This window comes from Mesorhizobium sp. M0601 (assembly GCF_040320845.1).
In the GTDB taxonomy this organism is placed as follows: domain Bacteria; phylum Pseudomonadota; class Alphaproteobacteria; order Rhizobiales; family Rhizobiaceae; genus Mesorhizobium.
Genome location: NZ_JAMYQK010000001.1, coordinates 269,509 through 291,646, shown reverse-complemented (window position 1 = coordinate 291,646; position 22,138 = coordinate 269,509). Strand labels below are relative to the sequence as shown.

At 62.5% G+C, this 22,138-nt stretch carries 20 protein-coding genes; 5 read left to right on the top strand and 15 right to left on the bottom strand.

All coding sequences use genetic code 11. From position 1 onward, the window contains the following. The first annotated feature begins 42 nt into the window (after nucleotides 1-42). Complete coding sequence (locus NKI41_RS01490; protein ID WP_023675992.1) at nucleotides 43-1,752, top strand: trimethylamine N-oxide permease; 1,710 nt, start codon at nucleotides 43-45, stop codon at nucleotides 1,750-1,752. A gap of 147 nt (nucleotides 1,753-1,899) precedes the next feature. Here NKI41_RS01490 and msuE read toward each other — a convergent pair whose 3' ends face one another. From msuE to NKI41_RS01445, 9 genes are all read right to left on the bottom strand, one after another. Next, nucleotides 1,900-2,460: an FMN reductase gene (gene msuE, locus NKI41_RS01485; protein WP_023675993.1), complete on the bottom strand. Its 561-nt coding sequence runs from the start codon at nucleotides 2,458-2,460 to the stop codon at nucleotides 1,900-1,902. Between the two features lie 115 nt (nucleotides 2,461-2,575). Beyond that, nucleotides 2,576-3,931 (bottom strand): LLM class flavin-dependent oxidoreductase, encoded by a 1,356-nt coding sequence (locus tag NKI41_RS01480; protein WP_023675994.1) that lies wholly within the window; start codon nucleotides 3,929-3,931, stop codon nucleotides 2,576-2,578. 133 nt (nucleotides 3,932-4,064) lie between these two features. Then, nucleotides 4,065-5,558: an aldehyde dehydrogenase family protein gene (locus tag NKI41_RS01475; protein ID WP_352681021.1), complete on the bottom strand. Its 1,494-nt coding sequence runs from the start codon at nucleotides 5,556-5,558 to the stop codon at nucleotides 4,065-4,067. A 70-nt stretch (nucleotides 5,559-5,628) separates the two neighbouring features. Beyond that, nucleotides 5,629-8,769 carry an efflux RND transporter permease subunit gene (locus NKI41_RS01470; protein ID WP_352681019.1) on the bottom strand — a complete coding sequence of 1,047 codons (3,141 nt, stop codon included), beginning with the start codon at nucleotides 8,767-8,769 and terminating at the stop codon, nucleotides 5,629-5,631. Between the two features lie 208 nt (nucleotides 8,770-8,977). Continuing rightward, the gene (locus NKI41_RS01465; RefSeq protein ID WP_352681017.1) at nucleotides 8,978-10,126 is read right to left on the bottom strand and encodes an efflux RND transporter periplasmic adaptor subunit; all 1,149 of its coding nucleotides are present in this window, start codon (nucleotides 10,124-10,126) and stop codon (nucleotides 8,978-8,980) included. 62 nt (nucleotides 10,127-10,188) lie between these two features. Next, nucleotides 10,189-10,797, bottom strand: a complete 609-nt coding sequence (locus tag NKI41_RS01460; protein WP_352681212.1) for a TetR/AcrR family transcriptional regulator — start codon at nucleotides 10,795-10,797, stop codon at nucleotides 10,189-10,191. A 236-nt stretch (nucleotides 10,798-11,033) separates the two neighbouring features. Beyond that, nucleotides 11,034-12,674, bottom strand: coding sequence for an acyl-CoA synthetase (locus tag NKI41_RS01455; protein ID WP_352612278.1), 1,641 nt, complete (start codon nucleotides 12,672-12,674; stop codon nucleotides 11,034-11,036). A 90-nt stretch (nucleotides 12,675-12,764) separates the two neighbouring features. Beyond that, complete coding sequence (locus tag NKI41_RS01450; RefSeq protein WP_352472289.1) at nucleotides 12,765-13,079, bottom strand: type II toxin-antitoxin system RelE/ParE family toxin; 315 nt, start codon at nucleotides 13,077-13,079, stop codon at nucleotides 12,765-12,767. A 17-nt stretch (nucleotides 13,080-13,096) separates the two neighbouring features. Next, nucleotides 13,097-13,342 carry a type II toxin-antitoxin system ParD family antitoxin gene (locus NKI41_RS01445; RefSeq protein ID WP_352612275.1) on the bottom strand — a complete coding sequence of 82 codons (246 nt, stop codon included), beginning with the start codon at nucleotides 13,340-13,342 and terminating at the stop codon, nucleotides 13,097-13,099. Between the two features lie 146 nt (nucleotides 13,343-13,488). Between NKI41_RS01445 and NKI41_RS01440 the strand changes: the two genes are divergently transcribed. The 4 genes from NKI41_RS01440 (at nucleotide 13,489) to NKI41_RS01425 (ending at nucleotide 17,197) form a co-directional block, all read left to right on the top strand. Then, a complete protein-coding gene (locus NKI41_RS01440) occupies nucleotides 13,489-14,454 on the top strand; it encodes a sugar-binding transcriptional regulator (protein ID WP_352612273.1) in 966 nt (321 codons plus the stop codon). A gap of 81 nt (nucleotides 14,455-14,535) precedes the next feature. Next, nucleotides 14,536-16,590 carry a bifunctional aldolase/short-chain dehydrogenase gene (locus NKI41_RS01435; RefSeq protein ID WP_352681015.1) on the top strand — a complete coding sequence of 685 codons (2,055 nt, stop codon included), beginning with the start codon at nucleotides 14,536-14,538 and terminating at the stop codon, nucleotides 16,588-16,590. 75 nt (nucleotides 16,591-16,665) lie between these two features. Beyond that, on the top strand, nucleotides 16,666-16,923 hold the full coding sequence (locus NKI41_RS01430) for a type II toxin-antitoxin system RelB/DinJ family antitoxin (RefSeq protein ID WP_352472285.1): 258 nt from the start codon (nucleotides 16,666-16,668) through the stop codon (nucleotides 16,921-16,923). Between the two features lies 1 nt (nucleotide 16,924). Further along, nucleotides 16,925-17,197, top strand: coding sequence for a type II toxin-antitoxin system YafQ family toxin (locus NKI41_RS01425; protein ID WP_352472284.1), 273 nt, complete (start codon nucleotides 16,925-16,927; stop codon nucleotides 17,195-17,197). An 18-nt stretch (nucleotides 17,198-17,215) separates the two neighbouring features. Here NKI41_RS01425 and NKI41_RS01420 read toward each other — a convergent pair whose 3' ends face one another. The 6 genes from NKI41_RS01420 to NKI41_RS01395 form a co-directional block, all read right to left on the bottom strand. Further along, complete coding sequence (locus tag NKI41_RS01420) at nucleotides 17,216-17,665, bottom strand: GNAT family N-acetyltransferase (protein ID WP_352681013.1); 450 nt, start codon at nucleotides 17,663-17,665, stop codon at nucleotides 17,216-17,218. Beyond that, nucleotides 17,662-17,937 carry a DUF4440 domain-containing protein gene (locus tag NKI41_RS01415; RefSeq protein ID WP_352472318.1) on the bottom strand — a complete coding sequence of 92 codons (276 nt, stop codon included), beginning with the start codon at nucleotides 17,935-17,937 and terminating at the stop codon, nucleotides 17,662-17,664. The genes NKI41_RS01420 and NKI41_RS01415 overlap by 4 nt, the downstream gene beginning before the upstream one ends. 10 nt (nucleotides 17,938-17,947) lie before the next feature. After that, nucleotides 17,948-18,133 (bottom strand): hypothetical protein, encoded by a 186-nt coding sequence (locus tag NKI41_RS01410; protein WP_352503011.1) that lies wholly within the window; start codon nucleotides 18,131-18,133, stop codon nucleotides 17,948-17,950. Nucleotides 18,134-18,334: 201 nt separating this feature from the next. Continuing rightward, nucleotides 18,335-19,390, bottom strand: a complete 1,056-nt coding sequence (locus NKI41_RS01405) for a substrate-binding domain-containing protein (RefSeq protein WP_352455225.1) — start codon at nucleotides 19,388-19,390, stop codon at nucleotides 18,335-18,337. 46 nt (nucleotides 19,391-19,436) lie between these two features. Beyond that, complete coding sequence (locus tag NKI41_RS01400; RefSeq protein ID WP_023676003.1) at nucleotides 19,437-20,432, bottom strand: ABC transporter permease; 996 nt, start codon at nucleotides 20,430-20,432, stop codon at nucleotides 19,437-19,439. 83 nt (nucleotides 20,433-20,515) lie between these two features. After that, a complete protein-coding gene (locus NKI41_RS01395) occupies nucleotides 20,516-22,027 on the bottom strand; it encodes a sugar ABC transporter ATP-binding protein (RefSeq protein ID WP_352681010.1) in 1,512 nt (503 codons plus the stop codon). Between the last annotated feature and the right edge of the window lie 111 nt (nucleotides 22,028-22,138).

The following is a 22,138-nucleotide window of genomic DNA, read 5'->3' as shown; positions in this document are numbered from 1 at the left end:
CTGTTGCCGATGGGGAACATCAAAAATGGGGAATCCACGTAAATGAGCACGATAGTCACCACCTTGGTGCCGCCTGCCGAAGGGCAGCTGCACCGGAACATCGACTGGCGCGGCGCCTTCTGGGTGGCAAGCGGCGTTCCGGCCCTTGTCCTGTTTTCGATCGGCGGCATCGCCGGCACCACCGGAACACTGGCCTTCCTGATCTGGGCCGTATCCATGGTCATGGGCTTCCTGCAGTCCTTCACCTATGCGGAGATCGCCGGGCTGTTCCCGAACAAATCCGGCGGCGCCTCGGTCTACGGCGCCACCGCATGGCTGCGCTATTCGAAATTCATCGCGCCGCTTTCGGTGTGGTGCAACTGGTTCGCCTGGTCGCCGGTTCTGTCGCTCGGCTGCTCGATCGCCGCCGCCTATATCCTCAACGCACTGGCGCCGGTGCCGCTGTTCACCGACACTTCGCCGGAAGTCGCCGCCTATATTGCGGCCCATGCCGGAACCAGCGCCGCTGACGCCATCACCGCGGTCACCGCGGCGGCGACGCCGGCGATCCGTAACTGGACGCTCTACGGTCACACGCTTGGCCCGGTTTCCTTCACCTTCAACGCCACCTTCTTCATCGGCGCGGTGCTGATGCTGATCATCTTCTCGATCCAGCATCGCGGCATCCTGGGCACGGCCAACGTGCAGAAATATATCGGCCTGCTGGTGATCATCCCGATGCTCATCGTCGGCGTGGTGCCGATCGTCACCGGCCAGATCAACTGGGCAAATTTTTCGCCGCTGGTGCCGCTCGCCGCCGCCTATGCGCCGGAGGCCGGCGCGTGGAACATCGCCGGCTGGACGCTGGTGCTCGGCGGCATGTTCATCGCGGCATGGTCGACCTACGGCTTCGAGACCGCGGTCTGCTACACCTCCGAGTTCAAAAACCCGGGCACCGATACCTTCAAGGCGATCTTCTACTCCGGCCTGTTGTGCATGCTGCTGTTCATCCTGGTGCCGTTCACCTTCCAGGGCGTGCTCGGCTTGAACGGCATGCTGGCGACGCCGATCGTCGACGGCTCCGGCGTTGCCGATGCGCTGGCCGGCATGGTCGGCGGCGGACAGCTGATCCACAGCCTGCTGGTGATGCTGATGATCCTGGCGCTGGTGCTCTGCATCATGACGGCGATGGCCGGCTCCTCGCGCACGCTCTATCAAGGTTCGGTCGACGGCTGGCTGCCGCGCTATCTCAGCCATGTCAACGAGCACGGCGCCCCGACGCGGGCGATGTGGACCGACCTGATCTTCAACCTGATCGTGCTGGCCATCGCCTCGGCCGACGCAACGAGCTTCTTCTTCATCCTGGCGGTGTCGAATTGCGGCTACATCATCTTCAACTTCCTTAATCTCAATGCCGGCTGGATCCACCGCATCGACAATGGCCACATCGCGCGGCCATGGAAGGCGCCGAGCTGGGTACTCGGCCTCGGCGCCATCTTTGCCTATGTCAACGCGGTCTTCATGGGCGCCGGCGCCAAGGTGTGGAACCCGATGGCATTGTGGGCCGGGCTGATCACGGCAGCCTTGATCATCCCGGTGTTCTGCTTCCGGCACTACATCCAGGACAAGGGCAAATTCCCCGACCACATGCTGGCCGATCTCGGCATGAGCTCGTCCGACCTTGCGGTGAAAAAGGCGGGGATGCTGCCCTATCTGACGCTGGTCGCCGGCGTCGTGGTGATGCTGCTCGCCAACTGGCTGTTCGTCATCTGATGGCTTGCCTTGAGGGATCGGGCGCGCAAGGCGCGCTCGATCCCTGCATTTTGTTCTTGCTTTGTGCCGGCAGCTATGCTACTAATCTCGATATGGTGCTGATTCGCCCCGAGACCCGCCGCCGAGGCGGGTTTTTCTTTTTAGGGGCTATTCGGCAGCGGTGCCTGCGCGGGAGCGACCGCCAAGCGCTGCACCGATATCCTCGAGCACCTGTCCGACGCGCGCCTGGATCGTCTCGGACGCAAGCACGCCGTCGATGAAATCCCTGTCCGAAGCGTAGATCGCGGTCGGCAGCGTAAAGGCCTCGAAGAAGCCGAACAGCGGCCTCAGCTGGTGCTCGATGATCAGCGCATGCCGGTCGCCGCCGCCGGTCGCCAGCAGCACCACCGGCTTGCCCCTGAGCGCCGTTGGGTCGACAAGATCGAAGAAGTGCTTGAACAGGCCGGTGTAGCTGCCCTTGTAGGTGGGCGAGCCAACGACGAGCACGTCCGCCGCGACGACGCACTTGAGGATATCGCCCGCTTGCGCATCCAGTTCACGCGCCCATCTGGCGCCACCGAGGCTGGGGCCGAGGTCGACGACGTCATGCGTGCTGGCGGCCAGGCCATATCTGCCGGCTACCTCGTTCACGATACGATCGACGAAGCCGCGCGTCTTGGACGGCCGGGTGAAATTGCCTGAGAAACCGACAACGGCCGGATTGGTCATGATGCAAAGCCCTCGCGACGATTTCGGGCTGCCAGCCCGCTGCTCATGACCCTATGGACATTCGGACCGAACGAAAAGAACGGATGCTTGCCACGGTCTAAAATCATTACCGGTTCTAACCAGCTTTGCGGATCGCTGCCGTCTCAGGTTGGAAGAACCGGTTTGGCGGCCGCTTCAGGCCAAGATTTTCGCGCAGGGTCGATCCTTCGTATTCGCTCCTGAAAATGCCGCGCCGCTGCAATTCGGGCACGATTTTCTCGACGAAATCATCCAATCCGGCGGGAAGATAGGGGAACATGACGTTGAACCCGTCCGAGCCTTCGGTGACCAGCCATTCCTCCATCTCGTCGGCGATGGTTTTCGAAGTGCCGACGAAGGCAAGACCGGAATAGCCGCCCAGCCGCTGCGCAAGCTGCCTGACGGTCAGGTTTTCCTTGCGCGCCAGTTCGATGACGCGCTCGCGGCCGCTCTTGCTGGCGTTGCTTTCCGGGATTTCGGGCAAGACTGAATCCGGATCGAACCGCGACGCGTCGTGGCCGAGCGCGATCGACAGCGAGGCGACGCCGCTCTCGTAGTAGACGAGGCTGTCGAGCTTGGCCCGCTTCGTCTGCGCCTCCTCGACAGTCTCGCCGACAATGACGAAGGCGCCGGGCAGGATCTTGATGTCGTCGCGCGACCGGCCAAGTTTTTGCGCACGTTCCTTGACGTCGGCAAAGAAGCGCTGCCCCGAGGCGAGATCGGCATGGGCGGCGAAGATCACCTCGGCCGTTTCCGCGGCGAGCTGCCGTCCGGCCTCCGACGCGCCGGCCTGCACGATGACCGGCCAGCCCTGCACCGGCCGCGCGATATTGAGCGGTCCCCGCACCGAAAGATATTCGCCCTTGTGGTCGAGCACATGCAGCTTCGCCGGATCGAAATAGAGCCCGCTTTCGGCGTCGCGGATGAAGGCATCGTCGGCAAAACTGTCCCACAGGCCGGTGACGACATCATAAAACTCCCGCGCCCGGCGATAGCGCTCGTTGTGCTCGACATGCTCGTCGAGGCCGAAATTCAGCGCGGCGTCGGGATTGGATGTGGTGACGATATTCCAGCCGGCGCGCCCGCCGCTGATATGGTCGAGAGAGGCGAAACGACGGGCGATGTGGTACGGCGCGTCGAACGTCGTCGAGGCGGTTGCGATCAGCCCGATACGATCGGTGACGGCGGCAAGCGCCGACAACAGCGTGAACGGCTCGAAGGACGTGACCGTGTGGCTGCGCCGCAGCGCCTCGATCGGCATGTTGAGCACGGCCAGGTGGTCGGCCATGAAGAAGGCGTCGAACTTCGCCGCTTCCAGCCTTTGCGCGAAGTGCTTGAGATGCGCGAAATTGAAGTTGGCGTCGGGATAGGCGCCCGGGTAGCGCCAGGCGCCGGTATGAAGGCTGACGGGCCGCATGAAAGCGCCAAGCCGCAATTGTCGATTTTCTGCCATGGAAAAACGCACCGATGACGACGAGCGTAACGCTCCAATTGCTCGAGCATGGGATGGCTTTGCGGCCATGGGAAGGAATTCTGTTTTGCAAAACCGGCGTCGGGGAGCATTTTTTGTGCGGGCGGCGGACCGATCAATCGATCTTGATGAACACGCCCTTGGTGTTGAGATACTCAGCGAGGTGCTCGGCGCCGCCCTCGCGGCCGTAGCCGCTCATCTTGTAGCCGCCGAAGGGCACGGCCGGATCGATGGCGTGATAGGTATTGACCCAGACCGAGCCGGCGCGGATCTTGCGCGACAGCTGGTGGGCGGTGGCGAGATTTTGGGTGAAGACCCCTGCAGCCAGGCCGTAAGGCGTGTTGTTGGCCCGCTCGACCGCCTCGTCCAGCGTATCGAACGGCAAGGCTGAAATCACCGGCCCGAATATCTCCTCACGGGCGATCTTCATGTTGTCCGAGACGCCGGCAAAGACGGTCGGCGCGACGAAATTGCCGGCGGCAAGCGCGCCTTCCACAAGCCGGGTGCCTCCGGTGACGAGTTTCGCCCCTTCCGCGGTGCCGGCCTCGAGGTAACCGGTGACCCGTTGCAGCTGCTTTTCGGAGACGAGCGGACCGATCTCGGTCGCCGGGTCGATGCCGTCGCCGAGCCTGAGACCCTTGGCGTATGCCGCGAGCCGCTCGACGAACTCGTCATGGACGGCGCGTTCGACGAAAAGGCGCGAACCGGCGATGCAGATCTGGCCGGAATTGGCGAACACCGACATCGCCGCCACCGGCACCGCCTTGTCGAGATCGGCATCGGCGCAGACGATGACCGGCGACTTGCCGCCGAGCTCCAGGGAGACGCGCTTGAGGTTGCCGGCCGAGGCCCGCACGATCGACTGGCCGGTTGCCGTCGAGCCGGTGAAGACGATCTTGTCGATGCCCATATGCTCGGCGAGTGCGGCACCTGCCTCGGTGCCGGTGCCGGTGACGATGTTGACGACGCCGGCCGGCACGCCGGCCTCGTTCATGATGTCGGCGATCAAAAGTGGCGTCAGCGGCGCCTCTTCCGACGGCTTCAGCACGATGGTGCAGCCGGTCGCCAGCGCCGGCCCGATCTTCCAGATCGACGCTGCCGTTGGCGCGTTCCAGGGAATGATGGCGCCGACGACGCCGACCGGCTCCTTGCGGGTGAAAGAGACGATTTCGCCGGGCAGCGAGTTGTCGATCGTCTCGCCGTGCAGCGCCGTCGCCATGCCGGCATAGTAGCGCAGCATGCCGATGACGCGGTTGCGATTGGCGCGGGTGCGTATGATCGGCATGCCCATGTCGGTGGTGTCGGAGCGGCTGATCTCTTCCCAGTGCTTTTCGAAGAGGTCGGCGATCCTCAGCAGCAGCACCTGCCGCTCATAAGGCTTGAACCGGCTCCACGGGCCCTCGAACGCCTTGCGCGCAGCAGTCACCGCCGAGTCGATGTCCTGCCGGTCGGCGCGCGGCACCGTGGCGATGACCGCGCCGGTGGCGGGATTGCGGCTCTCCGTGGTCCGGCCGGAGCGGGCATCGACCCAGCCGCCGCCGATGAACATCTGGCGATGGCGCCCGTCGATCGGCAGCCGCAGCGGTGCCTTTGTCTGAGCCATGGTCATGACGGTCCTCCTCCGGCGCCTACGCCTGGTGGGCGGATTAAACCGCCGGAGGTCACATTTGCCAACAGCTCTATTCGGCCGCCAGGGCCAGTTGCGGCCTTTCGCTTTCTTCTGCCACCTTGGCCGCCTCTTCCGTTGCCACCACCTTCTTGGGCTCCCTGCCGAAGAACAGCGCATAGGCTGCCGGCAGGACAAGGATGGTCAGCACCGTGGCGACGAGAATGCCGCCCATCATGGCGTAGGCGAGCGGCCCCCAGAAGACGCCGCGCGAGATCGGGATCAGCGCCAGCACCGCCGTTAGCGCCGTCAGCACGATCGGCCGGAACCGGCGCACCGCCGAGCCGATGATGGCCTCGGAGCGCTCCACGCCGGCGGCGATGTCCTGGTCGATCTGGTCGACCAGGATGATCGAGTTGCGCATGATGATGCCGAGCAGGGCGATGACGCCGAGGATGGCGACGAAGCCGAACGGCGCGCCGCTGATCAAAAGTGCCGCGGCCGCGCCGATGATGCCGAGCGGACCGGTGGCCAGCACCAGCATGGCCTTGCCGAAATGCTGCAGCTGGATCATCAGCAGCACGACGATGACGGCCAGCATGATCGGCGCTTTCGCCGCAATCGAGGCCTGGCTTTCGGCCGCATCCTCGGCGCCGCCCTGGATCTCGATCTTGTAGCCGGGTGCGAGGCTGGCGCGCAGGCCCTGCATCTCGCTGTACATTTTCATGGCGACATCGTTCGGCTGCACGCCGTCCGGCAGCGTGGCGCGCACGCTGATGGTCGGCAAGCGGTCGCGCCGCCATTCGACGCCTTGCTCCAGCACCGGGACGATCTTGGCGACCTGCGACAGCGGCACGGAGCCACCGAAATCGGTCGGGATGTAGACGGAGTCGACCGCCGACAGCAGGTGACGGCTTGCCTCCGGCTCACGGGCGACGATCGAAACCGTCTCCTCGCCGTCGCGGAAGTCATCGAGCGGCGCTCCCGACATGGTCGCCTGCAGTATCTGGCGGATGCGCTGCGAGGTGACGCCGAGCGCACGGGCGCGATCCTGGTCGATCACCAGCTTCATCGCCGGCACCGGCTCCAGCCAGTCGTCGTGGATGGCGCCGAGCAGCGGATTTGCCTGGAACTTCGCCTTCACCTCGTCGGCGATGCGGCGCACCTCCTGGCGATCCGGACCCATGACGCGCATCTGCACCGGCCAGCCGGTCGGCGGACCAAGGAACAGGCGATCGACCTTGGCGCGGATCGATGGGAAATCCTCGGCCAGGATGGTGCGCAGCTTGACGATCAGCCGCTCGCGGGCTGGTTCGTCATTGGCCATCACCAGAAGCTGGGCGAAGTTCGGGTTGCGAAGCTGCTGGTCGAGCGGCAGGAAGAAGCGCGGCGCGCCTTCGCCGATATAGGTGGCGATGAAGCGCTTGTCCTTGTCGTCCATCATCCTGGCTTCGAGCGCCTTGGCCTGGGTCTCGACTTCCTTGATGCTGGTGCCTTCCGGCAACCAGAGGTCGACAAGGATTTCCGGGCGCGACGATTGCGGGAAGAAATTCTGCGGGATGAACTGGAACGCCCACAGGCTGGTGGCAAACGTCATCAGCGTCATCACCAGGACGATGATGCGGTGGCGCACCGCCCATGCAACGGTCGAGCGAAGACGGCGGTAGAAGCGCGTGTCGAAGACATCGTGATGGTTGCCGGCGTGCTTGCGCTGCTTCAGGATCATGTGGCCGAGCCATGGCGTGAAATAGACCGCCGCGAACCAGGACACGATCAGCGCGATGCCGACGACGTAAAAAAGGGTGCGCACATATTCGCCGGCGGTCGAGGCAGCGAACCCGACGGGAATGAAGCCGGCCGTCGTGATCAGCGTGCCGGTCAGCATCGGGAAAGCGGTCGAGGAGTAGGCGAAGCTCGCCGCCTCGACCTTGACCAAGCCTTCCTCTAGTTTTCGCTCCATCATTTCGACGACGATCATCGCGTCGTCGACCAAGAGCCCAAGAGCGATGATCAGCGCGCCGAGCGAAATGCGCTGCAGGTCGATGCCGAGCTCGTACATGATGGCGAAGGTGGCGGCCAGGACCAGCGGAATGACGATCGCGATCACCAGGCCCGAGCGCCAGCCGATCGACAGGAACGATACAAAAAGCACGATCAGCAGCGCTTCGCCGAGCGCTTCCATGAACTCGCTCACCGCCTCCTTCACGACATGCGGCTGGTCGGAAATCTGATCGACCGAAACGCCATAGGGCAGCGCCTCTTCGAAGCGCTTGTAGGTCGCTTCGACGTCCTTGCCGACGTCGGTGACGTTGAAGCCCTTGGCCATGACGACGCCGAGCTGGACGCTGTCGTGACCGTCGAAACGGTATTTGCGCTGGTACGGATCCTCGAGGCCGGAGGTCACGGTGGCGATGTCGCCGAGGCGCGTCACCTGGTTGCCGGCGCGCAGGCGAAGCTCGCGGATGTCGGCCGCCCTGGTGACATCGCCCTCGACCGAAATGCGCACCGAACGCTGGCCGGTGTCGACCGAACCTGCCGGGTCGACATTGTTCTGGCCTCGGATCGCATTCTGCAGGTCGGTCAACGTCAGGCCACGTTCGGCAAGCGCCTTGGATGAAACGTCGATGTAGAGTTTTTCCGGCTGGTCGCCGATGATCACGGCCTTCTCGACACCGGGCGTCGTCAGCAGCATGTCACGCGCCTGGATGGCGAATTTCTTCAGCTCGGGATAGCTGTAGCCGTCGCCGCTGATCGAATGCAGGGTGATGAACGTGTCACCGAATTCGTCATTGAAGTAAGGCCCAAGCAGCCCCTGCGGCAGCTCATTGGCGATATCGCCGACCTTCTTGCGCACCTGATAGAAAGCATCGGCGACCTGCGCCGGATTGGTGTCGCCCTTGACCTGCAAGGTGATGATGGCGCTGCCGGCGCGGGTGTAGGAGCGGACGAAATCGAGGTGCGGCGTTTCCTGCAGCTTGCGCTCGATCTTGTTGACGACCTGGTCCTCCATCTCCTTGATCGAGGAGCCTGGCCAGATCGCCTGGACGACCATGACGCGGAAGGTGAAATCGGGGTCTTCCTTTTGGCCCATGCGCATCAGGCCGAGTGCACCGGCGACGATGATCAGCCCGAACAGGAAGCGGGCAATGCTCGGATGGCCGATTGCCCAGCGCGAAAGATTGAAAGACCGCTTTTCATTGGTGTCGATGGTCATCGGCGTCAGTCCGTTTCAATTTGATCAACAGAGCACGCGCTTTCGCATGCCCAAGGAACTTCCGATGTGGGCTTCCGGGCGGCGTGGCTTTCCGAGTTGAGAGATCTACATCGCGGTGGGACGCGAGGATCGACGTGGGGGTTACATCGACCTGAGATCTCGAAAATCGGGGGCGCCTGCCGCCCGGAAACCGTGAATTGCCTGGCCGTCAGCGCAAGCGCCTTGCAGCGTCATCGGCCGACGCCGACTGTTGCGCCGCATCACCGGTCAGCTTGACTTTCAGATTCTCGGTCATGAACTGCGTGCCGGCGGCGACGACGACGTCACCCGGCTTCAGCCCATCGGCGACACTGACGCCGTCGGGGGTGAAGGCGGCGACCTTGACCGGATGCGCATGGACGGTCCCGCCGTTGCGGTCGACTGTCCAGACGATCGATTGGCTGTCCTTTTGCGCCAACGCGGCCAGCGGGATCGACACCAGTTGCTGCCGGTTGTCCGCCGCGGCTTCGATGGAGGCGGTCATGCCTAGCAGCACGCGAGAATCGTTGGGCAGGCTGACGCGAACGGCAAAGGTGCGCGACTGCGGATCGGCGCTGCCGGCGACTTCGCGGACCTTGCCGTCGAGCGTCAGCGCCTCATCGGACCAGAAGCCAGCCTTGACGGTCTTGCCCGGCTTGAATTCGGCGATATCGGTTTCCGGAACAGCGATCAGGACTTCCTTCTCGCCGTCGATGGCAACGGTCACCACCGGCGTGCCGGAGCCGACAACCTGGCCGACATCGGCGGCAACGGCAGTGACGATGCCGTTCTTGTCCGCCTTGAGATCGGTATAGCGGACCTGGTTCTGTGCCTGGGCAAGCTGCGAGCGGGCGGAGTCTCGCGTGGCGACCGCCTGATTATAGGCGAGCGTCGCCTGCTCGAGCTGCGACTTCGGCGCGAAATTCTTGGCGTAGAGCTGTTCGGCCCGCTTGCGCGTAAGCTCGACTGTCTCGACCTGACGGTCCGCAGCATCGAGGCTGGCCTGAGAGCTTCTCACCGAGAGCTCGTAGTCGGTGGGATCGACGCGGGCGAGAACGTCACCCGGCTTGACGCGGTCACCGATGTCGACAAGGCGCTCGGTGATCTTGCCGTTGATGCGAAAGCCGAGATTCATCTCGGTGCGGGCGCGCACCGATCCGGAATAGGAAAGCTGACGGGTATCGCTCGCCTTGGCGATCTCGACCACCTTGACCGGGCGGATGATCTCCTTGACCTCGGCTTTCTCTTGCGAGCAGCCGGCGAGGCCGAGAGCGGCAACGACAATCAGTGCCAGGCCGGCGGCCGGTCGCCTGTAGGTGATGGACTTGGACAAAGACACTTTTCGTACTCCCGAACTGTGGAGATGAATTGCCGACATCACCGCCCGACGGGCGGCAATGGTCATTTCTTCAAGGCTCTGATGGCAAACTCGGTAAGCTCGTCCGGCGTCGCCCGGTTCTTCTTGGCGAGGCACTGGGCCATTATCTGCGGATGAGAGAGGCTGATAATGGCAGCGCCGAAACACCGGGAAGCGATCACCGGATCCTGATCGATGAACTCGCCGGTAGCGATTCCCTCGCGGATCACTTCCGCGACCAGTTCATGGATGCTGTCGATGTGCTTTTCGATGACGTGCCAGTCGCGCTCGATGGCGACGATGACCATCTCGTGCACCTTCTCCTGGTCGATCATGGTTTCCAGCGTCCACTGATAGTGCGTATGCACATAGCGGCGGAGCTTCTCGCTGGCGGTGCCGGAACCATGGCAGGCTTCGTAGCTCAACCGGTAGCAGGTCTCGAGCATACGGCCGCAAACCGCCTGATGGATTTCCACCTTGGAGGCGAAGAAGCGGTAGATGTTGGCGGTCGACATGCCGAGTTCGCGCGCTATGTCGGCGACGTTGGTCTTGCCGTAGCCGTAGTGGCGAAACAATCGCTCCGCGCAATCCAGGATGCGCGTGACATTTTCCTGGCGGGCGGAATCGGCGGCTGTGTCTAGGGTTTCAAGCATCTCGTTGGCCAAATTTACGACTGACGAATTTAGAATTTCGTCACTCGTAAATTGAAAACCATCACCTGTCAAGGCACGATTTTGGCTGCTGATGACAAATGGTGACATCCCTGGACGGAGTTGGCCCATGAAACGCATGTGGTTTCCGCCGGGCGCGCCTGCAACGCCGCCCCGTGTTTTTGCGAAGGATCTTGAAAAGATGCTTTCCGAAATCGGTTCCGTTTTCGGATCAGGCCCTAAGGCTGCTTTGCCATCTCCCGCAGCCGGAACTTCTGGATCTTGCCCGTCGAAGTCTTCGGGATTTCCGCGAAGATCACCGCTTTCGGCACCTTGAAGCGGGCGAGCAGCGCGCGGCAGTGCTCGATTACCTCCGCCTCGGTCGCCGCCTTGCCCGGCTTCAGCTCGACATAGGCGACCGGCACCTCGCCCCATTTGTCGTCGGATCGGGCGACAACGCCGCAAGAAGCGACGGCGGGATGCTTGTACAGCGCCTCCTCGACCTCGATCGAGGAGATGTTTTCGCCGCCGGAGATGATGATGTCCTTGGAACGGTCCTTGAGCTGGATGTACCCGTCCGGGTGCATGACGCCGAGGTCGCCCGAATGGAACCAGCCGCCGGCAAAGGCCTCGTCGCTCGCCTTGCGGTTCTTGAGATAGCCTTTCATGACGATGTTGCCGCGGAACATCACCTCGCCGATCGTCTCGCCGTTGGCCGGCGTCTCTTGCATCGTCTGCGGGTCCATCACCGTCAGGCCTTCGAGCGCGGCATAGCGTACGCCTTGCCTGGCCTTCTTCGCCGCCCTCGCCCCTTTCTCCAGCAGGTCCCACTCGCCATGCCATTCGTTGACGACGGCCGGGCCATAGGTTTCGGTCAGGCCGTAGAGATGGGTGACGGCAAAGCCCGCATCGGCCATGCCCGACAGCACCGCCTCAGGCGGCGGCGCCGCGGCGGTGTTGAAGGTGACGGTCTGCGGGAATTGCCGCTTGTCCTCGTCCAAGGCGTTGATCAGCACCGACATGACGATGGGTGCACCGCACAGATGGGTGACGCCGTGATCGGCGATGGCGTCGTAGATCGGCTTCGGCCGCACCCAGCGCAGGCAGACATGCGTGCCGGCCTGCACGGCAAGCGTCCAGGGAAAGCACCAGCCGTTGCAGTGGAACATCGGCAGCGTCCACAGATAGACCGGGTGCTTGCCCATCCCGGCATGGATGGTGTTGGCATAGGCCATCAGTGCCGCGCCGCGGTGGTGACAGACGACGCCCTTCGGATTGCCTGTCGTGCCGGAGGTGTAGTTGAGCGAAATGGCATCCCATTCATCGTCCGGCATCGACCAGGCGAAATCCTCGTCGCCGTCGGCGACAAACGCCTCGTAGTCCAGCGTGCCGATCCGCTCGCCCTTGGCATAGGGCGCATCGGCGGCATAGTCGGGATCGTCGTAATCGATCAGCAGCGGCCTGACCTTGGCCAGCGTCAGCGCTTGCCGAACCACGCCGGCGAATTCGCGGTCGACGATCAGCACCTTGCTTTCGGCGTGATCGAGCTGGAAGGCAATGACGGCGGCGTCGAGGCGAGTGTTGAGCGAATGCAGCACCGCCCTGGTCATCGGCACGCCGAAATGCGCTTCCAGCATCGGCGGTGTGTTCGACAGCATGACGGTGACGGTGTCGCCCTTGCCGATACCGCGCTTCGCCAGCGCCGAGGCAAGCCTCAGCGAGCGCTTCCAGAAATCGCGATAGGTCGTGCGTTGGCGGCCATGGATGATGGCGGTCTGGTCGGGAAAGGTTTTTGCCGCCCGCTCAAAATAGGTGAGCGGCGTCAGCGGCTGGTGGTTGGCCGGATTCCTGTCGAGATCCTGTTCGTAGGGATTGCCCATCCCGTCCTCCGCAATGTCTGGTCGAGCCTTCTTACCACCAGATCCTGAGCGCGTACTGGATTCGTGCACCGCCATCAGACACTTCGCCCATTACTTGGGACGCCCCTCCCCGCCCTCACCCTCCGGCCACAAAGCGTCGATGTCCCGATGCCCTTCCACGATATTCGCCACTTCGAAAAAGTCGCCATTATAGCGGAAGAAAATCACGTATCCCCTGAAAGCGAAACTTCGGACGTCCGGCCGGAGTTCGGGACGAGCACGACCAATCGTCGCCGGCAAGCTCGCCAGATCACGGCATTTCTGGCGCAGAGCATCCACAAAACGCCCGCCAATAAACAGGCTGCCGCTTTCACGAGTGAGGTATTCAAGTATATTGACCAAATCTGCTTGTGCCGACGGCAGCATGCGCAGCCGTGGCACTCCTAAAAGCCTTCCCTTGCGAGTTGCTTGGCCTTGGCTTCCAAGGCGGCGTCAATATCCTGCTCGGTGGCTTCGCCGCCTTCAGCAAACGACTTGTCCACCATGGCACGGAGCGCCTTCAGCTTTTCCTCGCGCTCTTCGACAAGGCGCAGGCCCTCGCGCACGACTTCGCTGGCAGAACCGTAGCGGCCGCACTTGACGATGTTGGAAACAAAGGTTTCCCAACGCTCTCCCAATGATACGTTCATTGTCGGACCTCCTGATCGGTTTATTGTACCGAGATAACAATAAATGCGCAATTACTGACATCCGGAACGCCAGGTGTCGGATCAGGTGCGCAGCCTAAGGTTTGACTTTTGTCGAGAGCCGTGAATAATGTCAGCGAGGAGATGGCATGGCGATCCGACCGGCAGAACAGCTTATCCACAAGGCCGCCTGGCTTTACTATGCACACGGCCTGCGCCAGGACCAGGTGGCCAGCCAGCTCAAGATTTCCCGTGCCTCGGTGGCGATGTATCTGCGCAAGGCGCGCGAGACCGGCATCGTCAACATCTCGACCTCGACCCAGCTTTTCACCGACGACGTGCTGGCGCGCAAGCTGGAAGACGCGCTGAAGCTCGACGCGGTCTGGATCGCGCCGGAAAACGGCTATGTCGCCGACCCCTCGACCGACATCGCGGTGCTGGCGGCAAGCGTCTTTCTCGAGCTGGTCAGGAAGGGCGACCGTATCGGCGTCGCCTGGGGGCGGACCATCTACACCATCGCCGACATCATGTCCTATGCCGATCTGCAGGACGTCACCGTGGTGCAGCTCTGCGGCAATCTGGGCGCCCCCTATTCGTACCGGCCGGACCAGTGCACCATGGAAATCGCGCGCCGGCTCAACGCCAAGGGACTGAACTTCTACGCGCCGCTGGTTCTGACGACGGAAGAACTGGCACGCGGCCTGCGCGCCGAGCCGGTGATCCGCGAGCAATTGTCGGGCATCGGTGAGTGCGACCTGGCGCTGTATTCGGTCGGCTCGGTGGACACCGACAGCCATCTGGTCAAATGCGGCGCGCTGACCGAGAGCGAAATGGCTGCATTGCGCAAGGCGGGTGCGGCCGGCGTCATTGCCGGGCAGATCATCGACGCCCGAGGCCAGGCGCTCGACTGCAGCTACAACCGCCGGCTGATTTCGGCAGAGCTGTCATCGCTGCACAGCATCGAAAAGCGCCTTGTGGTGGTGCAGGAGGACAGCAAGTTCGAACCGCTCGTCGCGGCGATCGCCGGCGGGCTCTGCACCCATCTGGTCGTAGGCGCGCGCATGGCGCGACGGCTGCTCGACCATGCCGGAGCAGCAGCAAAAGAGGTCGCCTGATACCTAGAGCCGCCGACGCATTGTCATCAAGGCGTCGCGGTATTCCTGTTCACAACAAAAGAGAAATCGGACGAAGCTGACATGAAGAACCTGTGGAATGACGGCGAGGCGGAGAAGCTGGTCGCCGACTATGCAAAGAAGGGTGTGGCCCGCGACCTGGCGCTGCGCGTCTATACGACCAGGCTGCTGGGCGGCGAGCCGCGGCTCGTCCTCCATGGCGGCGGCAATACATCGTGCAAGACCAAGGCCACCGACCTTGTCGGCGACGAATGGGACGTGCTCTGCGTCAAGGGCAGCGGCTGGGACATGGGCGTCATCGAGCCGCAGGGCCTGCCGGCGGTCAAGCTCGGCGCGCTGTTGAAGGCGCGGTCGCTCAAGAAGCTCTCCGACGAGGACATGGTCGCGCTGCAGCGGGCGAACCTCATCGACCCGTCCTCGCCCAACCCTTCGGTCGAGACGCTGCTGCACGCCTTCCTGCCGCACAAATTCGTCGACCACACCCATTCGACGGCGATCCTGGCCATCGTCGACCAGGAGGACAGCGAGGCGCTGAGCCGGAAGGTGTTCGGCGAGAAAATGGGATTCGTGCCTTACATCATGCCGGGCTTCGATCTGGCCAAGGCGGCCGCCGATGTATTCGACGCCGATCCGACGGTCGAAGGCCTGATCCTCGACAAGCACGGCATCTTCACCTTCGGCGACGATGCCAGGCAGGCCTATGACAGGATGATCCATTATGTGAACGTCGCCGAGGATTTCATCGCTGGGAACGGCAAGCCGCGCACCGAAAAGGTGGCACTGCCGGCCAGGCTGGCGAAGCCCGCGGAGATTGCGCCGATGCTGCGCGGCGCAGCGGCGGTGGCACGCGGCGAAGGCCGCTTCGACCGCATGATCAGCGATTTCCGCACCTCGGATGCGATCGTGGATTTCATCAATTCGGCAAAAATTGCCGACTATGCCGGTCGCGGTGTGTCGACACCCGACCTGTCGATCCGCATCAAGACCGGACCGATGGCATTGCCGGCGCCCGACGCGGACAAGGTCGGCGACTACAAATCCGTCATCCGCCAGCATGTCGAGAAATTCGCCAAGGACTATCGCGCCTATTTCGAAACCAATGATGCGCTCGACGACGTGAAGCGCACCATGCTCGACCCGATGCCGCGGCTGACGCTGGTGCCCGGCCTCGGCATGTTCGGCCACGGCCGCACGCTGAAGGATGCGAAGATCGCCTCCGACGTCGGCGAAATGTGGATCGAGGCGGTACGCGGCGCCGAAGCCGTCGGCGATTTCCGCCCGCTCTCCAAAGCCGACCTGTTCCCGCTCGAATACTGGTCGCTCGAACAGGCCAAGCTCGCCGCCAACAAGCCGAAGCCGCTGACCGGCCAGGTGATGCTGGTCACCGGCGGCGCCGGCGCGATCGGTGCTGCCACGGCAAAGCTGTTCGCCGACAACGGTGCCCATGCGGTCGTCGTCGATCTCGATGGGTCAAGGGCTGCCGAGGCGGCAAAAAAGGCCGGCAACGGTTCGATCGGCATTGGCGCCGACATCACCGAACCGCTGCAGATGCGCGCCGCCTTCGACAAAGCGGTCGAGGTCTACGGCGGCCTCGACATTCTTGTCTCCAATGCCGGTGCTGCCTGGGAGGGCCGGATCGGCGAGCTCGACGACGCCACCTTGCGCAAGAGTTTCGAACTCAATTTCTTCGCCCACCAGTCGGCGGCGCAGAATGCCGTGCGCATCATGCTGGAACAGGGCACCGGCGGCGTGCTGTTGTTCAATACCTCCAAGCAGGCGGTCAATCCGGGGCCGAAGTTCGGCGCCTATGGCATTCCCAAGGCGGCAACGCTGTTTTTGTCCAGGCAATATGCCCTCGACTACGGCGCGCATGGCATCCGCTCCAATGCCGTCAACGCCGACCGCATCCGTTCGGGACTGTTGACCGACGCCATGATCGCCAGCCGCTCGGGCGCGCGCGGCGTGTCGGAGAAGGAGTACATGTCGGGCAACCTGCTCGGGCAGGAAGTGACGGCAGAAGACGTCGCCCAGGCCTTTCTGCATCAGGCGCTGGCCGAGCGGACCACCGCCGATGTGACGACGGTCGACGGCGGCAACATCGCGGCTGCGTTGAGATAGCCCCTGATCGGGATCACTCTTGCGAAATTGGTATTTTGTAGCTACATTGTGGCTCAGACCTCAAGGAGTCACAACATGGCAACGGATACCGTGGTCCGCGCTCGGATCGATACGGCGACAAAGGATCAGGCAACGGAGGCCTTGGCGGCAATGGGATTGTCCGTTTCCGACGCCATTCGCCTGCTGCTGGTCCGCGTCGCCGCCGACAAGGAATTTCCCTTCCCGGTGAAAGTGCCGAACGCAACGACTCGAAAGGCCATGACCGAATTGGAACGTGGCAAGGGCAAGCCTTTCGCCTCGGCCGATGAGTTGTTCAAGGATTTGGGAATGTGACGTGCTGACGCCCGTTCGCTCTGGGCAATTCCGTCGCGACGTGAAACGTGCGGAGAAGCGGGGCAAAGATCTTGGCAAGTTGCGCGAACTGCTAGGCCTCCTGCTCGCCGGAGATGAGCTACCGGCGAGCTATAAGGACCACTCGCTGAAAGGCGATTGGAAAGGCTTTCGTGACGCTCACATAGAACCGGACTGGCTCTTGATCTACCGAGTTGCCGGCGATGAACTCCAGCTAGCTCGCGCCGGCTCCCATTCCGATCTGTTCAACGAATAGCCGAAGCTGTCGCGAAACTTAGGAATTCTGCGACTGGAAAGGGAACGAGAAGCGATACACGTTGCTCTCCCGCCGCTCGAAACCAAGTTTCTGATATAAAGCGTTGGCAGCCTTTCGCGACGGGCGGGAAGTTAAGTCCACTGTTCTTGCGCCAGCCTCTTGTGCCTGCCTCAGCGCTTCTCGTGTCAGGGCTTCCGCGAAGCCCTGACCTCGACGGCCAGCGTCAACAACGACATCTTCAATTATAGCCCTGATCCCCGTAGGGATTTCGAAGAGCACGAGCGTCAACATGCCAACGTAGGCACCCTCTTCCGAACGGGCTACGAGAAGAATAGTAGCAGGCGATTTTACGACCCTAGTGATGCTGTCGAATGTTGGGGTGGCTGCCGTCGTTGATAGTTGAGACACCAATTGGGAGATCGCTTCCGTCACGGTCGGAGTTGCCTCTGTCAAAACCTCAATCTTCACAAGCTACCTCTCCGAGGTTCGCAAATATCCGAAACTGACGACACATACGGAACAATCGTTCCTTGATGGAAGAGCATCTGCCATCGCCCATCAAAAAGCTTCCAGATCGAACTCCGAAGAGTCCTCCTCTCAGGCGTCCCCCCATCTGATCGGCGGATACTACGATATAGAACCAAGACAGCATCCGCCGCGATGGGCTTGACGGCGAAATCACGGATTTCAGGTAGAGTGGCTCTGCCCGAGTGCGTTTCTTGGAACAGAGAATCAATCACTACAGCTTTGTCATAAACCCGCCAGAACTGCCAAAATCCAAGAAATTTCCCCCAAAAATGGGGAGACGGCGTCCCGGGAAGAACGAACCTCTGGCCAGTGCAATTGCTGTTCGATCTGCTTAAAGACTTCAACATCAATCTCATTCGCTGACATCATCAGCCTTTCGCAAAACTCCCGATAAACCGATACTTTCACGCATGATTTTTGCAACGTTGCAAAATCGGAACTGGCGACAATTAAATCCGGCAAACCCGCGGTGAAAACATCTTCGGCAAGACAAGAAGAGCCGCCTGCAACACCCTGCAGCAGGCGGCTCTTGGTTCCGAGTACGCGTCTAGTTCCACATGTCCGCCAAAGGCTTATAGCATTGTCCGCTCTTTCCTTTTGCTTGAAACGCTACTTCGCGTTCGGGTTCGGCATCCAGGTCGGCATCGCGACATCGGCATGGGCGAATTGCGGCAGCTTGGCCGAGAGGTCCTCCATGTTCTTAATGTCCTTGTCGAGCAGATCCTTCTGGGTGATCAGCGTCGGCGGCACGATGACGTTGTGGCCGGGATCCTCGCCGGCCAAGAGCTGCGCCAGCGCACGCACCGAGACCTGGCCGACGACGGCCGGGTTGGTGGCGGCGGTTGCCGCCCAGGCGCTGTCCGGCTCGCGCATCGCGGCGATATCCGAGGTCGAGATGTCGGCCGAATAGATCTTGATGTCCTTGTTCAGCCCGGCCTCGTCGACCGCGATCTTCACGCCCTTGGCGAATTCGTCATAGGGCGCGAACATCACCTTGATGTCGGGATGGGCCGATAGCACCGAACGGGCCTGGTTGGCGACCGAATTGGCGATCGGATTGTCGAGCGTGCCGAACATGGCGGCTTCGTTGATGCCCGAATATTTCTTCTTGAATTCGACCCAGGTCTCGTTGCGGCGGTCGAGCGGCGCGATGCCGGCGACATAGACATAGCCGGCCTTCCAGCTCTCGCCATTGTCCTTGACCGCCTGTTCGAGCGCCAGGCGGGCGAGGTCGCGGTCGGACTGTTCGATCTGCGGGATCTTGGGGTTTTCGACATTGACGTCGAAGGCGACGACCTTGATGCCGGCGTCGACCGCACGCTGGGCGGCGTCCTTCATCGATTCCGTCAGTCCGTGCTGGATGATGATGCCCTGGACGCCGAGCGCGATGGCCTGGTCGACCATGTCCGCCTGAAGCGCCGCGTCCTGGCGGCTATCGAGCACGCGCAGGTCGACACCGAGCGCCTTGGCCTGCGCCTCGACGCCGGAAAGATAGGCCTGGAAGAAGTCGCCGGTCGAGAGATAGCGGACCAGCGCTATCTTGACGGCGCCCGGCTTGTCGAACGGCGCCGGCCTGTCCTGCGCCATCGCCGGCAACTGCATCAGCAATGTTGCGCCGGCAAGCCCGAGCGCTGCCTTCCCCAAAAGCCTTCTTGTGATGTTCACGTCGTTTCCTCCACTTGTTGAACCCAAAATGTGACCCGGTCGAACCCTATCTCCTGCCCCTGCCGGAAAGGGCGAAGGTAAAGACAAGGGCGACCACGAGAACCACGCCCTTGACGAAATCCTGCGTGTAGTAAGGCGCGTTCATCATCGTCAGGCCCTGCAGCAGCACGCCGACAAACACCGCGCCGACAGCCGTGCCGAAGGCGTTCGGCTTGGCGGCGCCGAGAACCGCGTAACCGATGAGTGCCGCAGCCACCGCGTCGAGCAACAGATTATTACCCGAGGCGATGTCGCCGCGTCCAAGCCGGGCAGCGAGCAAAATGCCGCCGATCGAGGCAAAAACTCCCGAAATAACGTAGGCCCAGATTTTGTATGCCTTGACAGGCGCGCCGGCGAGTTCTGCGGCGCGTTCGTTGCTGCCGACCGCATACATCATGCGCCCGAAACGCGTGTATTCGAGAAAGAACCAGATCAGCACCGCCAGCACGAGCAGAACGACGACCGACACCGGAATGAGGTTCGGGATGAAGAAATCGAAGCGATGGCGGCCAAGCGCCAGGAACGCGGCGCCGAAGCTGCCGTTGGCGACCGAGCCGTCGGGCATGGTCATGCCGGTGGCGATCGAACGGCCTTCGGTCGGGATGCGCTGCAGGCCGACAAGCAGGAACATCATGCCGAGCGTCGCCAAAAGGTCCGGAACCCGCATATAGACGATCAGCCAGCCATTGATCAGGCCGACGACGGCGCCGATCACAAGACAGACGACGACCGCCACGACGGCGTTCTGCCCCAGCACCACCATGACATAGGCAGCCGCCATCATGGCGCTGGTGGCGACAGAGCCGATCGACAGGTCGAAGCCGCCGACGACCAGCGTGGCGGTGACGCCGAGCGCTAGAACGCCGGTGATGGCGACCGACTGGAAGATGAAGACAGCACTTTGCGGCGAGACGAAACCATCGGCAGCGACGGCGAAATAGGCGATCAGCCCGAACAACAGAACGATGAAGCCGTAGCGAATAGCATTGTCGCGCAGGATCATTCAGCGCTCCCGCACGCCGGCACCGTCTTTATCCAACCCGAATTCATGCCCTCTCCATTCCAATTCTCATCGTCATCCCGCCGTCAGGCTGCGCTGTGCAACGGCCCGCCCGCCACTTCGGCCAGCAGACGCTCGAGATCGACATCGGTATTGCGGTGCTCGCCGACGATCGTCTGCTCCGACATCACCAGGATGCGATCGGCCGTCTCCAGGGCTTCGTCGAGTTCGGTGACGAACAGCAGCGTCGCGCGGCCGTGGGCGCTGGTCCGCAGCTTGGCGGCGATATCGCGTCTGGCCGAGATGTCCACACCTTGAAACGGCTCGTCGAGGATGAAAAGCCTTGCCGCCTGCGACATCCAGCGGGCGACCATCACCTTCTGCTGATTGCCGCCGGAAAGCGATGCCATCTCGTCCCTCTCCGAGCGGCAGACGATGCCGAGCTCCTGGATCTGCTGGCGGGCAATGGCGCGTTCGATACGGCGTTTGAGAACACCGAGACGCGACATGCGGCTGTGGAACGGCAGGCTGATATTCTCCTGGATGTTGAAGTCGCCGACGATGCCGTTTTCGCCCCGGTCCTTGGCGACGAGAAACACACCGGCGGCAATCGCTTCGCCGGTCGATGCCGGAGCATAGGGTTTCCCGTTCAGCACCATGGTCCCGGCCAGCGGCTGGCGCAGGCCGAACAGCGTCTCGGCGAGCACGGTCTTGCCGACACCGACAAGGCCGGTGATGGCAACGACCTCGCCATCGCCGAGGGTCAGCGAGATCGGCCTGGCGCCTTCAGCAATCCGCAGCGCGTCGGCAGTGAAAATTGCTTTGGCCGAATTCCTGGCGACGATCCGCTCGAGCTGGATCTTGCGGCCGAGCATGGCGTTGACCGCACCTTCGTAATCCAGCGGCTTCTTGTCGAAGATACCTGAGATAACCCCATCGCGCATCGAAATGATGCGATCGGCAAGCCGTCTGATATCCGACATACGGTGCGAGATGTAGAGGATGGCCACGCCTTGCTGGCGAAGCCGGTCGAGCAGCGCGAACAGCCGGTCGGCTTCGGGGCTGGACAGCGAGGAGGTCGGCTCGTCGAGGATCAGCACTTTCGGCCGGTGCGCCATGGCGCGGGCGATCGCCACCATCTGGCGGTCGGCCAGAGAGAGATCGCTGATCCGGGCCTTGAGGTCGATGGCCAGTCCCATGCGGTCGGCCACCGCCTTTGCCTCGCGACGCACCCGGCCCGGATTGAACAGCGTCGGCACGCCGCTGCCGCTCAGCCTGTCGAGGGTAAGGTTGGTGGCGACGTCGAGGTCGGCGACGACACCGTCATTGATGTTCTGGTGGACGGTAACGACGCCGACGCGGATCGCCTCCGCCGGCGTTTTCGGGTCGAACACGTGACCGGCAAGCGACATCGTGCCGCCGCCATGGTCGTAGACACCACTGATGATCTTGACGAGGGTGGATTTGCCGGCGCCGTTGGCGCCCATCAGCACGGTCACTTCGCCGGCATGCAATTCGAGCGAGACGCCGCCAAGCACCTCGATATGGCCAAAGGATTTCCTCAGGCCGTCGACGCGGAACACGGCATCATTGCCCATTCGTTCCTCCCTGACCATGACGCTATGGGCTATATCGGCAATTGTCAACACGATTGACAATTGCCAGCAGGCTTCCTAGCTTGGCCCGACCGCGTTGGCTCCGCTATCATC